The following is a 12,708-nucleotide window of genomic DNA, read 5'->3' as shown; positions in this document are numbered from 1 at the left end:
GTTCCCCGACGTGCCGATACCTGTTTCCAAGACCGACGGGCGAGATCGCGATTTCCGCCGGTTGGCGGATGACTTTTTTCAAAGGCGGATCGCGCCGGCCGGCATCGGGAACGAGAGCGGCTTCTCATATCGCGGCGTCGGATGCGCTCGCGCGCAGGCGCTCGATCAACGCCAGGCCATCGCGTGTCGCCGCGCCGAACTTAGTATTGTCGAATATGCACCAAGTGTCGGCCGTGGTCATTTCATGGCGCAAGCGGGCGGCCGCGTCTTCCAGCGCCGCTGGGGTATAGGCGCTCTCGTAGATCGTCGGCGCGCCGTGCCAGCGTCGGTAGATGAGACCAGACCAACCGCCAGGCTCGGCCGCCGCCGGAACCACGGCGGGATCGGCGGCGACGCGCGCGATCCGGGCTCTCGCCAGCAGCCGCTCGGCCTCCGGCGCGAACCAGCTGGGGTGCCGCGGCTCCAGCACCGTCGGCGCGTCGCCGTGTGCTCGCCAGGTCTTCAGGAAGGCTTTCACCGGCTCGGCCTCGAACCGCAGACTGGGAGGCAACTGGATCAGCAGGGGGCCGCGCTTGTCGCCGAGGCCCTCGGTTTCGTCCAGGAAGCGCGCCAAGGGTTCATCGACCGCGATCAGTCGCCGTTCGTGGGTGATCGCGCGAGGGACCTTCACCGCGAACCGAAAGCCGGGCGGCGTGCTGGCGGCCCAACGCTGATAGGTCTTGCGCTGATGCGGCCGGTAAAAGGACGAGTTGATCTCGACGGCGTCGAACCGCGTCGCGTAGCGCGCCAGTCCGCTGCCCTCGACCGGAAAGTCCAGGTCGCGAGGAAAGCTCCAACCGGCCGTGCCGATGTAGATGGTCATCCTGCTTCAGCGCGCGATTCTAGCTTCCGTTGCTGGACGCCTTCAGGCCGGAGAGGGCGGTCAGCCCCGTGGTCGCCAGGCCAGGACGTCGGCGCTGTGGCCCACGCCGGTCTTGGCGCACATCGCCTTGACGGGACAGGCCCCGCACTTGGGAGCCTCGCGCGGGCACAGCATCTGGCCCAGGCCACGCTTCAGCAGCCAGTGCAGTTCGAAGAGGTCGTCGGCGGTCCAGCTAGGCGGCGCCATGTCCATCAGCGTGTGATAGGCGTGGGTCGTGTCGCCCGCGCCCACCAGGCCGATGCGGCGGGCGACTCGGTGGACATGGGTGTCGACGACCAGGGACCGCATGGCCAGGTCGCTGAAGTTCAGCACGCACGCGGCGACCTTGACGCCCACGCCGGGCAGCACCTGCAATTCCCAGCGGGCCTCGTCCACGGTCAGGGCCTTCAGGTGGTTCAATGACAGCCAGCCGACCTTGGCCTCGATCATCTTCAGGGCGGTGGTCAGATGGCGAGCCTTGTCGCCGGGGAAGGTCACGTCGTCGATGATCCGCGCCACGCGGGCGACGGGAGCGCGGGCCAGGTCTTCCCAGGCCTTGAACTCGGCTCTCAGGCGCAGAAAGGCGCTCCACGAGACGGCGTCCTGGGTGCGACCGCTGATCGACGACTTCACCAATTGCGAGATCGGATCCATCCGCGCGACTGGCCGCTGCGGACCGAACTCGCACAGCAGCGCGTCGCGCACGCTTTCCAGCGGCGACCGGGCCAGGCCTAGGGACAGCTGCATCGGGAAAATCCGCCACGCGAGAACATAATGGGAACATTATGCGCGGCGAGCGGCTTTGTCCACAGGCGCCCGCGCGCCTCTATCGCGGATAGCGTCCCCAGAGCGCCGTCACGCGGCGACGCAGACGGTCGAAGGCCACGCGGACCGGGGTGGGGGCCTTGGCCGGGGCCGGGCATTCCTCCTCGGGGAGCGTCGTTCCGGCGAAGCGGACGATCAGGTCGCGCAGGGCCGGCTCCTGGACGGCCAGAGCGGCCTCGACCGGCGGCATCCATCGCAGCGTGCGTTGACCCTGCTCCGGCCAGGCCTCGCGTTCGCCCGTCACCTGGAGCGGATAGACGTCGACCTTGACCAGCCGCGCCATGCCGTTCTTGAGCTTCTTCAGGTATTCGTATTCGCCGATCGACTGTTCGCCGATGATCCCGTCCAGGCCGGCTTCCTCATAGGCCTCGGTGGCGGCGGCCTGGAAGTCGGTCTTGTCCTTCATCGGCCAGCCCTTGGGGATCACCCATCGGCGGGTCTCGCGGGAGGAGACGAGCAGAATGCGCAGCGCCTCGCCCTCGCCGCGCCAGGGCAGGGCGGCGACTTGGCGACGCTTGCCGCCGGACTTGCGTCCAGCTCCTTTGACCCCGCTCGTATCGGTCACTTCATCTCAAACCCTGAGGTCGTCGGACCGCGCGGCCGATGGCGGGCGGCGGTTCTGGCGGTTACGATGGTCTTGGCTACGCGGCGGCGCATCGCCGAGGCCCGCGCGACGCGAGCGGCGACAATAGCGCTCGCGATCGCGTGAGTCGTCGAGCCTGAAATACCTAAGTGCGTGGAGAAGAACAGCGCGAAAACCGTCAGCGATCTCCGCTTGGAAGGCGCGGCGGCGCCTGGCCTGGTCGCGCGAACGCTCCAACGGCTTGAATATAGAGCCCCTTACGTCGCTTAGACGGTTCCATCCGAACCCGGCAGGTTTTAGGAGCTTGGGGTCACTGTCCTCGCAAGGCGCTCCCATGACCCAGGTCACCGTCGTCGGCCATCCGCTCGTCCAGCACAAGCTGACCAAGATGCGAGACAAGGCGACCTCGACAAAGACCTTCCGCGCCCTGATGCGAGAGGTCGCCACCCTGATTTGTTACGAGGTGACCCGCGACCTGCCGATGGAAAAGGTCGAGATCGAGACCCCCGTCGCGCCCACGACAGCCTACGAGATCGCCGGCAAGAAGCTGGTCTTCGCCCCGATCCTGCGCGCGGGCCTCGGCATGTGCGAGGGGATGCTGGACCTGGTCCCCTCAGCCCGCGTGGCTCACATCGGCCTCTATCGCGACCATGAGACGCTGGAGGCGATCGAGTACTATTTCAAGGCTCCCGAGGACATCACCGACCGCCTGGTCATCGTGGTCGATCCGATGCTGGCCACCGGCCACTCGGCGATCGCGGCGATCGCGCGCCTGAAGCATCACGGCGTCACCAATCTTCGCTTCGTCTGCCTGCTGGCCGCGCGCCAGGGCGTGGACGCTCTGCGCGCGGCGCATCCGGACGTGCCGATCTGGACGGCGGCCATCGACGAAACGCTGAACGACCACGGCTACATCGTACCGGGCCTGGGAGACGCCGGGGATCGAACCTTCGGGACGCGATAGGCGCGGCTCTTTAGTTCGGCAGCGCCTTCACGAAAGCCTTCACCACCGTCGCGGAATTGTCGGACGCCAGGGCCATGAAGGTGTGCATCTCGTTGGCCCCCGCGCCGCCGCCCGCCAGGTCCGACAGGCTGCGGAACACCACGAATGGCGTCTTGTTGACCAGGGCCACGTGAGCGACGGCGGCGCTCTCCATGTCGACCAGGCGCGCCTGGAACGTGGCGCGCAGGTACTTGCGGTAGGCGGCGTTGTCGAGGAACACCGGGGCCGAGACGCCGTTGCCGCCCACGACCACCTTGGGCGGATGGGCCAGGCACTTGTCGGCGACGCAGCGCTGCAGCGCCACCTCGGCGGCGACCTTGCGGGCGATGTCCAGCATCGCCGGGTCCGCCGGGAACCAGACGCGGGCCGGCTTGGAAAGATCAGCGCCCGGCAGCAGGATCGCGCGCGGATAGATCATTCCGAAATTGGCCAGGTCGCTGTTGCGGATGCTGGCGGACACCTCGAAACCCTTGTCGCTCTCGCGCGCGAAGGCGCTTTCCAGGTTCTGGGCCCACTGATCGGCCACCACCACGTCGCCGATGTCGAGGCCCTCGTCGACATCGCCGGCGATACCGGAGAAGACGATGCGGGTGATGTTGAAGCGGTCCAGGGCCATCTGGGTCGTCATCGCCGCGTTGACCATCGAGACGCCGCTCAGGAACACGACCACGGGCTTGCCCTCCAGCGTTCCGGTCGTGAAGCGCACGCCGTTGATCTCGAAGGTCTTCTGCTGGCTGGTCGCGGTGTTCAGCGCGCCGATTTCGGGCGGGAAGGCGGACATCACCGCGACGCGCGGGGTCTCGTCCAGGCGCTGGGCCCAGGCCGGCGCGACGACGGCGGGAGAGACGAGCAGGGCCAGCAAGGCCAGGGCGAGGGCGGGCAGACGCATGGAAGCTCCCAGGACGACAAGTCCCGCCTGCTTAGCGGTCGTCGGCCGCTTGCCCAAGAGGAACGAACGGCGGCGAGATGCTTCGGGCGAGTTTGACCGATGACGAGGCGATGCGATTGATCAGGGACGCCGATACACTTGGCCGCCCTTCATCACGAAGACGACGTCGCGGACGGCTTCGATCGCCTGGGTCGGGTCGCCCTTCACGGCGACGATGTCGGCCAGATAGCCGGGTTTCAACTGGCCCAGATCGGCGGCGTGGCCGATGACCTTGGCGTCGACGGCGGTGGCGGCCAGCAGGGCCTGGACCGGGCTCATGCCTTCGCGGACCAGCCAGACGATCTCGCGCGCGTTGTCGCCGTGCCTGAAGACGCCGACATCGCTGCCCATGCCGATGGTGACGCCGCTCTTCACCGCCAGCTTGAAGGCGCGATCGGCGTTCTTCATCGCCGTGGTCGGCTCGCTCTTGCCCGGAACGTAGCCGCCGAAATAGGTCGAGGTGCTCTCGACCGCCGTCAGGGTCGGGAAGAAGACGACGCCCTTCTGGGCCATCAGCTTGAAGGTGGCTTCGCCGCCGCCATAGCCGTGCTCGATCGTGTCGACCCCCGCCAGGACGGCCCGGCGCATCCCCTCGTCGCTGGAGGCGTGGGCCGAGACGGGGCGGCCGCCGGAATGGGCGGTCTCGACGATGGCCTTCAGTTCCTCGAGGCTGAACGTCGGCTGGGTCGAGCCATCCGGGCCCGTGCGGTAGTCGGCATAGACCTTGATCCAGTCGGCGCCGGCGGCGGCCTGTTCGCGGGCGGCCTTGATGACCTCGGGAACGCCGCTGGCTTCCTGGGCGCCCTGGGGCAGATCGGCCTCGGGATTGTAGTTGCGCCGCGCCGGTCCATAGGCCCCGGTGGCGACGATGGCGCGCGTGGCCACGAACAGGCGAGGGCCTGGAATGAGCCCGTCATTGATCGCCTTCTTCAGCGGCGCATCGGCCGCGCCGACGCCTTCGGTGCCGAGGTCGCGCAGCGTGGTGAAGCCCGCCTCCAGGGTGGCCTTGGCCTGCACCGCCGCGCGAAGCGTCCGATAGGTCGGCGTCTCCTTCAGCACCTGATCGTCCCACGACGTCTCGTTATAAGGGTGCAGGAAGAGATGGCTGTGCAGGTCCATCAGGCCCGGGATCAGCGTGGCGCCCGGCAGGTCGACGATCTCCGCGCCAATCGCGTCGGCTTGCGACGCCACTTGGGCCGCCGGACCGACGGCCGCGATCCTGTCGTTCTTGACCAGCACGGCCCAGCCTTCATGCGGCGGATCGGCCGTCTCGGCGGTCCAGACCTTGGCGGGCTTGAGCAGGATCGGCGGCGCGGCGAAGGCCAGGCCGGGGCTCAGCAGCAGGGCGAGGGCGGTGAGAAGACGGCGCATGGGACGACTCGCGAAGGGACGTCGTCAGCTAAGCCGAAAACCGCCTCAGACGCCAAAGCGCAGATGGATCAGCGGATAGGGTCGACCCTGGCCGTCGGTCGCCGACCAGCCGATACGCTCGAAACCCATATGCTCGTAGAAGCCGACCGCCTGGGCGTTCTGCTCGTTGACGTCGGTGGTCAGCACGGGGTGAACGGCCAGGGCGTAGTCGATCAGGATCGCCCCGACGCCGGCCCCGCGATGCTCGGGATCGATGAACAGCGCCTCCATGTGGCCGCCGTCGATCAGCATGAAGCCGATGGCGCGATCACGGTCGTCGACGGCCAGGGTCAGCGGGGCCGACGGCAGGAAGGCCTCGACCTCGCGTCCGATCGCGGCGCGGTCCTCGGGCGTCAGGAAGTCGTGGGTGGCGTCGACGGCGGCGGCCCAGATCTGGACGACGCGGGGACCATCCTCGGGACGCGAGGGGCGGAGCTTGATCATGGCGGCGATGATAGACCGCGCCGGCCCCGGCCGTCGCGATCAGATCTCCTGATTGTACTTGCCGACGCGGTCGCCGAGGCGGGGTTTCACTTCCTGGCGGAAGAGGGCGCGCATGTCGTCCTCGGACTGGGTGCTTTCGACCACCACCACGATCTCGGGCTTGTTCGACGAGGCTCGGACCAGCACCCACGAGCCGTCTTCCAGGTGGACGCGGACGCCGTTGACGGTGATCACCTCGGTGATCTTGCGGCCCAGGATCGAGCCGCCGGCCGCGAACAGGTCCTCGTATTCCTTCACCACGTCGGCGACGACGCCGTACTTCTTCTCGTCGTCGCAATGCGGGCTCATGGTCAGCGAGGTGAAGGCCACGGGTAGGGCCTTGCGCATGTCCGACAGCTTCAGCCCCGGATTACGGTCCAGCATGGCCAGGATGGCGGCCGCGGCGGTCAGGCCGCAGTCGTAGCCGTAGCCCAGCTCGCCGTTCATGAAGAAGTGGCCGCTCTTCTCGAAGCCGGCCAGGGCGCCCAGTTCGGCGCTCTTGCGCTTGATGTAGCTGTGGCCCGTCTTCCAGTAGATGACCTTGCAGCCGTGGGCGGCCAGGATCGGGTCGGTGGCGTAGAGGCCGGTCGACTTCACATCGACCACGAAGGTCGCGCCGGGGTGCAGCGGGGCCAGATCCCGGGCCAGCATCAGGCCGATCTTGTCGGCGAAGATCTCCTCGCCCTCGTCGTCGACCACGCCGCAGCGGTCGCCGTCCCCATCGAAGCCGAAAGCCAGGTCCGCCTCGGTTTCGTGCACGGCGTGGGCCATCGCGTGCAGCATCTCGGCGTCTTCAGGGTTGGGATTGTACTTCGGGAAGGTGAAGTCGAGGTCGGTGTCCATCGGCACGACCTCGGCAACGCCCATCTTCTTCAGGGCCTCGACCACGAAGGCGCCGGCCGTGCCGTTGCCGCAGGCGGCGATGACCTTCAGCGGGCGGGTGACGCTGGCCCGCTTGGCGACGTCGTCGATATAGCGCTGGGCCTCGCCGGCCACGCGGATCAGCTTGCCGCCGTTGCGCTCGACGAACTTGGCGTTCAGCACGATGTCCTTCAAGCGGCTCATCTCGTCGGGGCCGAAGGTCAGCGGCTTCTGCGCGCCCATCTTCACGCCGGTCCAGCCGTTCTCGTTATGGCTGGCGGTCACCATCGCCACGCAGGGGATATCGAGGTCGAACTGGGCGAAATAGGCGGTGGGCGACAAGGCCAGGCCGATGTCGTGCACCTCGCAGCCGGCGCTGATCAGGCCCAGGATCAAGGCGTTCTTGATCGAGGTCGAGTACGAGCGGAAATCGTGACCGACCACGATCTTCGACTGGCCCAGTTCGTGGATATAGGTCCCAAGGCCTAGGCCCAGGGCCTGGACGCCCAGCAGATTGATCTCCGGGCCGAACAGCCAGCGTGCGTCGTACTCGCGAAAGCCCGTCGGCTTGACCAGCGGTTCGTTTTCGTAAGCAGCTGTATTCGCAACGAGGTCGGCGCGCGGCGCGGAGAACATCGAAAGGCTCGCTTCAATGATGATAAAGGCGCTTTAGCCGTCTCCCGGGCGGACGGCTAGCGTGTTCACATGACAAAGTTCGGTAAATAACGACTGTGATCTAGATCACGCCGGCGCGCAGCAGATCATGAACGTGCACAATGCCGACCGGACGCGCATCCTCGACCACGAACAGCACCGTGACGCGGCGCTCGTTCATCAGCTTCAGCGCCTCGGCCGCCAGGGCCTGTGGGCCGATGGTCAACGGGCCGCGGGTCATGACCTCGCCGGCCGTGTGGGTCAGCAGGCCGTCCATGTGACGGCGCAGGTCGCCATCGGTGATCAGGCCGGACAGGCGACCCGCGTCGTCGACCACGCCCACGGCGCCAAAGCGCTTTTCGCTCATCACCAGCAGAGCGTCGGGCATGGCCGCCTCGGCGGCGACCAGCGGGAGCTCGGCCTTGTCGTGCATCAGGTCGCCGACGGTGCGCAGCATCGCCCCCAGCTTGCCGCCCGGATGGAAGACGCGGAAATCGCTGGCGGTAAACCCGCGACGTTCCAGCAGGGCCACGGCCAGGGCGTCGCCCAGCGCGATCTGCAAGGTGGTGGACGTGGTCGGCGCGTTGACCTCCGCCGTGGCTTCCGGCGCGTCGGGCAGCAGCAGCAGGATGTCGCCGGCGCGGCCCAGCGGACTGTCGGCCACGGCGGTCATGGCGATCAGCGGGATCGAGAAACGCTTGGCGTAGGCCAGGGTGTCGGCCAGTTCGCGCCCGGCGCCGGACTTCGACAGGGCCAGCACCACGTCGTCGGGGCCGATCATGCCCAGGTCGCCGTGACTGGCTTCGGCGGGATGGACGAACATCGCCGGCGCGCCGGTCGAGGCCAGGGTCGCGGCGATCTTGCGCGCCACGTGGCCGGACTTGCCCATGCCCGTGCAGACGATGCGGCCCTTGGCGTTGAACATCGTCTCGACCGCTCGAACGAAGGTCTCGTCCAGCGACGCGGACAGCGCGCGCAGGGCGTCGGCCTCGGTGTTCAGAACGCGACGGCCCAGGGCGACGGCGTCGAAAGCGCTCATCGGGGCGTCGGGGGCGGCGGTTGGGCGGCGTCCTCGATCGCCTTGCGCGCGGCCGCGTCGCGGCGCGCCGCGGCGTCCTTCTCGCGCTGGATCGCGGCCTTCATCTCGGGCGTCTGCTGGACGGGCGTGTGCCCGAACGGACCCCAGGAACGGTCGCCTTGGCCCTGTGGCCAGACGAGGGAGAAGGCGATCAGCGCCACGGCGATCAGCCCCAGGAGCGGCATGAAAATGCGATCAGGCATGACCCGCCTATAGCACGGGCGGCGGCAAGGGGGAGGGGGCGCGGGGGCTTCGGCGCTTGACGCTGTCGCCGTCCGGCCTTAGCCCGCCCTGACATTTCCCCGACCGATCGAAGGAAGCCCGATGCCGACCCTCGTCCTGCTCCGCCATGGCCAGAGCCAGTGGAACCTGGAAAACCGCTTCACGGGCTGGGTCGACGTCGATCTGACCGCCGAGGGCGAGGCCCAGGCCCGGAAGGGCGGCGAACTGATCGCCCGGGCCGGCCTCGAGATCGACCAGGCCTTCACCTCGGTCCAGACCCGCGCGATCCGCACCTGCAATCTGGCGCTCGACGCGGCCAAGCAGAGCTTCGTGCCGGTGACCAAGGACTGGCGCCTGAACGAGCGGCATTATGGCGGCCTGACGGGCCTCAACAAGGCCGAGACGGCCGAGAAGCATGGCGCCGAGCAGGTCACCATCTGGCGCCGCTCCTACGATGTGCCGCCGCCGCCGCTGGCGCCGGGCGGTGAGTACGACTTCGCCAAGGATCGCCGCTACAAGGGCGCGAACCTGCCCGCGACCGAAAGCCTGGCCACCACGCTGGTGCGCGTTCTGCCCTACTGGGAAAGCGATATCGCCCCCCATCTCAAGGCGGGCAAGACCGTGCTGGTCGCCGCGCACGGCAATTCGCTGCGCGCCATCGTCAAGCATCTGTTCGACGTTCCGAGCGACAAGATCGTCGGCGTCGAGATCCCCACGGGCAACCCGCTGGTCATCGAACTGGACGCTCAGCTCAAGCCGGTCGGCGCGCGCTATCTGGACGAGAGTCGGGCCGAGGCGCTCCCCAGCATCGGCTAAACTTGGCCGGAACTTGTTGGAAAGACGACGTTAATTTTGCTCTGCGCATGGTTACCGCCTGATCCGGGAACCATGCGAGCCATGAGCGCCGCCTCGCCGACACCACAGGAATACAAGCGCCTGACGCAGCACGACGTTGACGTGATCTGCGCCAAGCACGATCGCCTGTGGTCCGCGCGGCTCGGCGGGGCGCGCGCCGTCTTCGCCTTCTGCGATATTTCCGGCCTGTCCATGACGGGCCGGAATCTCTGTGACGCCGATTTCACCGGCGCGGTGCTGGTCGGCTGCGATCTACGCAAGACACGGCTGGACAACGCCAATTTCTACGGCGCGGACATGCAGGGCGCCGACCTGTCCGACGCCAGTCTTCGCCGCGCCGATCTGCGTGGCGCCAGCCTGCGCGGCGCCAACCTGACCGGCGCCGACATGTTCGAGGCCGATCTGCGCGAGGGCACGATCGCCGCCGCCGACCGCAAGGAAGGCTATCGCGTGATCGAGCTGACCCAGCGCGAAGCCTATGCCAGCGGGGCCAATCTTTCCGGCGCCAACCTGGAACGGTCTCGGCTTTCCGGCATCGTCGCCACCAAGGCCGACTTCAGCGACGCGATCCTGAAGGACGCCAAGCTGGTGCGCGCCAATCTCAAACAGGCCAATTTCAACGGCGCGAACCTAGCCGGCGCCGACCTCTCGGGCGCCAACCTGGCGGGGGCGGACCTTCGCAACACCGTTCTGGTGGGCGCCAAGACGATGTCGTGGAACATCAACGACACCAATCTCGAAGGCGCCCTGACCGACAAACCGGCGGGCACCGACGTGTCCGACATGCCCTATGAGCAGATGATCGCCGATCACGCGCGCTGGATCGAGACCGGCGGCGTCGAGGGCAAGCCGTCCGTGTTCGACAAGGCCGACCTGCGTAATCTGCGCTCTATTCGAGGCTTCAACCTGACGGCGCTCTCGGCCAAGTCGGCGGTGTTCTACGGCCTCGACATGGAGGGCGTGCAGATGCAGGGCGCCCAACTGGAAGGGGCGGACCTGCGGGCCTGCAATCTGCGCCGGGCCGACCTGCGCGGGGCGCGGCTGAAGGGGGCCAAGCTGACGGGCTCCGACCTGCGCGATGTTCAGTTGGGGCCCTTGCTGATCGCCGCGGACCGCGTGCTTCCGGCCGATCTGACGGGCGCTATCCTGGCCAATGCCGATTTCGCTCGGGCCGACCTGCGCCAGGCGCGCTTGACCGGGGCGGACGCCTCGCGCGCCAACTTCACCGGGGCCAACCTGCGGGATATCGATCTGACCGGCGCCATCCGTCTGGGCGCTCGGGGACTTGATGACATTATCTGAGTGAATTGGCGACAAATCGTCGCAGGCTTAACGGTTCGCTCGTGCATGGCGCCTAGGGTGCGCCTAGCTGAAAATACAAACCCACGGGGAAATCGTTATGAACGCCGCGCAGAGCGTGGTTGGGCGGCGACGCCTGAGCCAAGCCGAGCTCGACATGATCGTAACGGCGCACGAGAAATTCGTTACCGGCAAACAGGGCGGCAAGCGGGCGACGCTCCGCTTCATGCAGTTGTCGGGCCTAGATCTGTCGTTCCGAAACCTGGTCGACGCGGACCTGACCGGGTCCTTGCTCGAAGGCTGTCGCATGGTCCGCGCCAAGCTGGACCGGGCGAGCCTTTTTGGCTGTGACCTGCGCAAGAGCGACCTGCGCCAGGCCTCGCTTGTGCGGGCCGATCTGCGCGGGGCCTGCCTGCGCGGCGCCAACCTGGGCCAGGCCGACCTGACCCAGGCCGATTTTCGCGAAGGTCAAATCGCCATTCCCCACCCACGCAGGGGCCTAGACACCTTGCGGCACGAGGCTCGCCAGGGCGAGGTGGACGAGGCCAACTTCTCCGGCGCCACCCTCGACGGCTCGCGTTTCGAGGGCGTCTCGGCGTTCAAGGCTGACTTCAGCGATTGTTCGCTGAAGGGCGCGAAGCTGTCCGGAGCGAACCTCAAGGAAGCCAATCTGGTCGGCGCTATCCTAGAAGGGGCCGATGTGATGGGCGCCAATCTGGAGGGGGCGAACCTTTCCGGCGCGGTTCTGGCGGGCGTCGACACCTCGACGGCTCGTGTCAGCGGGGCCAGCATGGCCGGCGCGGTGGGCTCGGTCACGCCCGAGGCGATTTCCAGGGCCCGGGAACTTCATGAACGCTGCCTTTCGAACCAGCGCTGGTGCCAAACCGGCGGCAAGGAAGGCGCGGTCGCGCGTTTGGACGGCCAGGATCTGCGTCCCCTCGGCGACAAGCTGAAAGGCCTGCGCCTGACGGCCATGAGCGCCAGGGGCGCCTGTATGGTGGGGGTGGATCTGTCCGGCGCTCAGCTGCAGGGCGCCAATCTGCAGAACGCCGACCTGCGCGCGGCCAATCTGCGGGGGGTCCGACCTTCGCGGCGCCAGGCTGGCCGGCGCCAACCTGACCAAGGCCGACCTTCGCCAAGCCTTCCTGTCGCCCCTGCCGCTGGGACCCGAGCGTCAGACCCAGACCGGTCTGCAAAGCGTCCGGATGCGCTATGCGATGGTCCAGGCGGCCGATCTCAGCGGGGCCTTGCTGGACGGGGCGGACCTGCGAGGTTCGGACTTCACCGGCGCCCGTGTGGCCAAGGCCAGTTTCCGGGACGTCGACCTGACCCAGGTTCAAGGCCTGGACTTCTCACTGCCGGGCTGACGCGAAGGCGGGAGATCCGTCTTCCCGCCCGCCACGGCGCTGAACGATGCGAAAAGGGCGGCGCGAGGCCGCGCCGCCCAAGTTCGGTGGGGATTGGGGGAGATGGGGTTCGGCGACGGCCTTAGAGCGTGATAGCCGAGAGTGTGAGCGGTTTTCGGCGGTTATCACGCTCTAAATGTTTGATTTAGAGCCTTATTTTTCCGCTCGAATGATTCCATTCGAGCGGAAAAGGCTCTAGG

12 protein-coding genes and 1 pseudogene are annotated in these 12,708 nt (G+C 67.5%); 4 read left to right on the top strand and 9 right to left on the bottom strand.

Going from position 1 to position 12,708, the window contains the following annotated elements; all coding sequences use genetic code 11:
* Positions 1-124 precede the first annotated feature (124 nt).
* The 3 genes from OR37_RS07045 to OR37_RS07035 form a co-directional block, all read right to left on the bottom strand.
* Positions 125-862, bottom strand: a complete 738-nt coding sequence (locus tag OR37_RS07045; protein WP_004617531.1) for a DUF72 domain-containing protein — start codon at positions 860-862, stop codon at positions 125-127.
* 60 nt (positions 863-922) lie between these two features.
* Positions 923-1,648: an endonuclease III domain-containing protein gene (locus OR37_RS07040; protein ID WP_004617528.1), complete on the bottom strand. Its 726-nt coding sequence runs from the start codon at positions 1,646-1,648 to the stop codon at positions 923-925.
* Between the two features lie 79 nt (positions 1,649-1,727).
* Positions 1,728-2,291 carry an NUDIX hydrolase gene (locus tag OR37_RS07035; protein ID WP_004617527.1) on the bottom strand — a complete coding sequence of 188 codons (564 nt, stop codon included), beginning with the start codon at positions 2,289-2,291 and terminating at the stop codon, positions 1,728-1,730.
* A 352-nt stretch (positions 2,292-2,643) separates the two neighbouring features.
* Between OR37_RS07035 and upp the strand changes: the two genes are divergently transcribed.
* The gene (upp, locus tag OR37_RS07030; RefSeq protein WP_004617526.1) at positions 2,644-3,273 is read left to right on the top strand and encodes a uracil phosphoribosyltransferase; all 630 of its coding nucleotides are present in this window, start codon (positions 2,644-2,646) and stop codon (positions 3,271-3,273) included.
* Between the two features lie 10 nt (positions 3,274-3,283).
* On the opposite strand, the gene OR37_RS07025 is transcribed toward upp, so the two are convergent.
* From OR37_RS07025 to OR37_RS07000, 6 genes are all read right to left on the bottom strand, one after another.
* Positions 3,284-4,201, bottom strand: a complete 918-nt coding sequence (locus tag OR37_RS07025) for a 5'-methylthioadenosine/S-adenosylhomocysteine nucleosidase (RefSeq protein ID WP_004617524.1) — start codon at positions 4,199-4,201, stop codon at positions 3,284-3,286.
* Between the two features lie 120 nt (positions 4,202-4,321).
* Entirely contained in the window at positions 4,322-5,611 is a 1,290-nt protein-coding gene (locus OR37_RS07020) for a metal-dependent hydrolase family protein (protein WP_004617521.1), read from the bottom strand.
* A gap of 45 nt (positions 5,612-5,656) precedes the next feature.
* On the bottom strand, positions 5,657-6,094 hold the full coding sequence (locus tag OR37_RS07015; protein ID WP_004617519.1) for an acetyltransferase: 438 nt from the start codon (positions 6,092-6,094) through the stop codon (positions 5,657-5,659).
* A gap of 39 nt (positions 6,095-6,133) precedes the next feature.
* Positions 6,134-7,630 carry a phosphomannomutase/phosphoglucomutase gene (locus tag OR37_RS07010; RefSeq protein ID WP_004617516.1) on the bottom strand — a complete coding sequence of 499 codons (1,497 nt, stop codon included), beginning with the start codon at positions 7,628-7,630 and terminating at the stop codon, positions 6,134-6,136.
* A gap of 100 nt (positions 7,631-7,730) precedes the next feature.
* The gene (locus OR37_RS07005) at positions 7,731-8,687 is read right to left on the bottom strand and encodes a KpsF/GutQ family sugar-phosphate isomerase (RefSeq protein ID WP_004617514.1); all 957 of its coding nucleotides are present in this window, start codon (positions 8,685-8,687) and stop codon (positions 7,731-7,733) included.
* Positions 8,684-8,911, bottom strand: a complete 228-nt coding sequence (locus OR37_RS07000) for a hypothetical protein (RefSeq protein ID WP_081612898.1) — start codon at positions 8,909-8,911, stop codon at positions 8,684-8,686. The genes OR37_RS07005 and OR37_RS07000 overlap by 4 nt, the downstream gene beginning before the upstream one ends.
* 139 nt (positions 8,912-9,050) lie before the next feature.
* On the opposite strand from OR37_RS07000, the gene gpmA reads away from it, so the two are divergent.
* From gpmA to OR37_RS06985, 3 genes and pseudogenes are all read left to right on the top strand, one after another.
* Positions 9,051-9,764 carry a 2,3-diphosphoglycerate-dependent phosphoglycerate mutase gene (gene gpmA, locus OR37_RS06995; protein WP_004617510.1) on the top strand — a complete coding sequence of 238 codons (714 nt, stop codon included), beginning with the start codon at positions 9,051-9,053 and terminating at the stop codon, positions 9,762-9,764.
* Positions 9,765-9,845: 81 nt separating this feature from the next.
* Positions 9,846-11,105, top strand: a complete 1,260-nt coding sequence (locus OR37_RS06990) for a pentapeptide repeat-containing protein (protein WP_004617508.1) — start codon at positions 9,846-9,848, stop codon at positions 11,103-11,105.
* 97 nt (positions 11,106-11,202) lie between these two features.
* Positions 11,203-12,469 (top strand): annotated as a pseudogene (locus OR37_RS06985) (pentapeptide repeat-containing protein).
* Positions 12,470-12,708 lie beyond the last annotated feature (239 nt).

It is taken from the genome of Caulobacter vibrioides OR37, from assembly GCF_000372645.1.
GTDB lineage: Bacteria > Pseudomonadota > Alphaproteobacteria > Caulobacterales > Caulobacteraceae > Caulobacter > Caulobacter vibrioides_E.
Note: the sequence above shows the minus strand (reverse complement) of the source record. Positions and strands in the feature narration are given on the sequence as shown.

Coding starts and splice junctions, on each gene's coding strand:
- OR37_RS07045 (WP_004617531.1), bottom strand. CDS start 862: ATGACCATCTACATCGGCACGGCCGGTTGGAGCTTTCCTCGCGACCTG.
- OR37_RS07040 (WP_004617528.1), bottom strand. CDS start 1,648: ATGCAGCTGTCCCTAGGCCTGGCCCGGTCGCCGCTGGAAAGCGTGCGC.
- upp (WP_004617526.1), top strand. CDS start 2,644: ATGACCCAGGTCACCGTCGTCGGCCATCCGCTCGTCCAGCACAAGCTG.
- OR37_RS07025 (WP_004617524.1), bottom strand. CDS start 4,201: ATGCGTCTGCCCGCCCTCGCCCTGGCCTTGCTGGCCCTGCTCGTCTCT.
- OR37_RS07020 (WP_004617521.1), bottom strand. CDS start 5,611: ATGCGCCGTCTTCTCACCGCCCTCGCCCTGCTGCTGAGCCCCGGCCTG.
- OR37_RS07015 (WP_004617519.1), bottom strand. CDS start 6,094: ATGATCAAGCTCCGCCCCTCGCGTCCCGAGGATGGTCCCCGCGTCGTC.
- OR37_RS07010 (WP_004617516.1), bottom strand. CDS start 7,630: ATGTTCTCCGCGCCGCGCGCCGACCTCGTTGCGAATACAGCTGCTTAC.
- OR37_RS07005 (WP_004617514.1), bottom strand. CDS start 8,687: ATGAGCGCTTTCGACGCCGTCGCCCTGGGCCGTCGCGTTCTGAACACC.
- OR37_RS07000 (WP_081612898.1), bottom strand. CDS start 8,911: ATGCCGCTCCTGGGGCTGATCGCCGTGGCGCTGATCGCCTTCTCCCTC.
- gpmA (WP_004617510.1), top strand. CDS start 9,051: ATGCCGACCCTCGTCCTGCTCCGCCATGGCCAGAGCCAGTGGAACCTG.
- OR37_RS06990 (WP_004617508.1), top strand. CDS start 9,846: ATGAGCGCCGCCTCGCCGACACCACAGGAATACAAGCGCCTGACGCAG.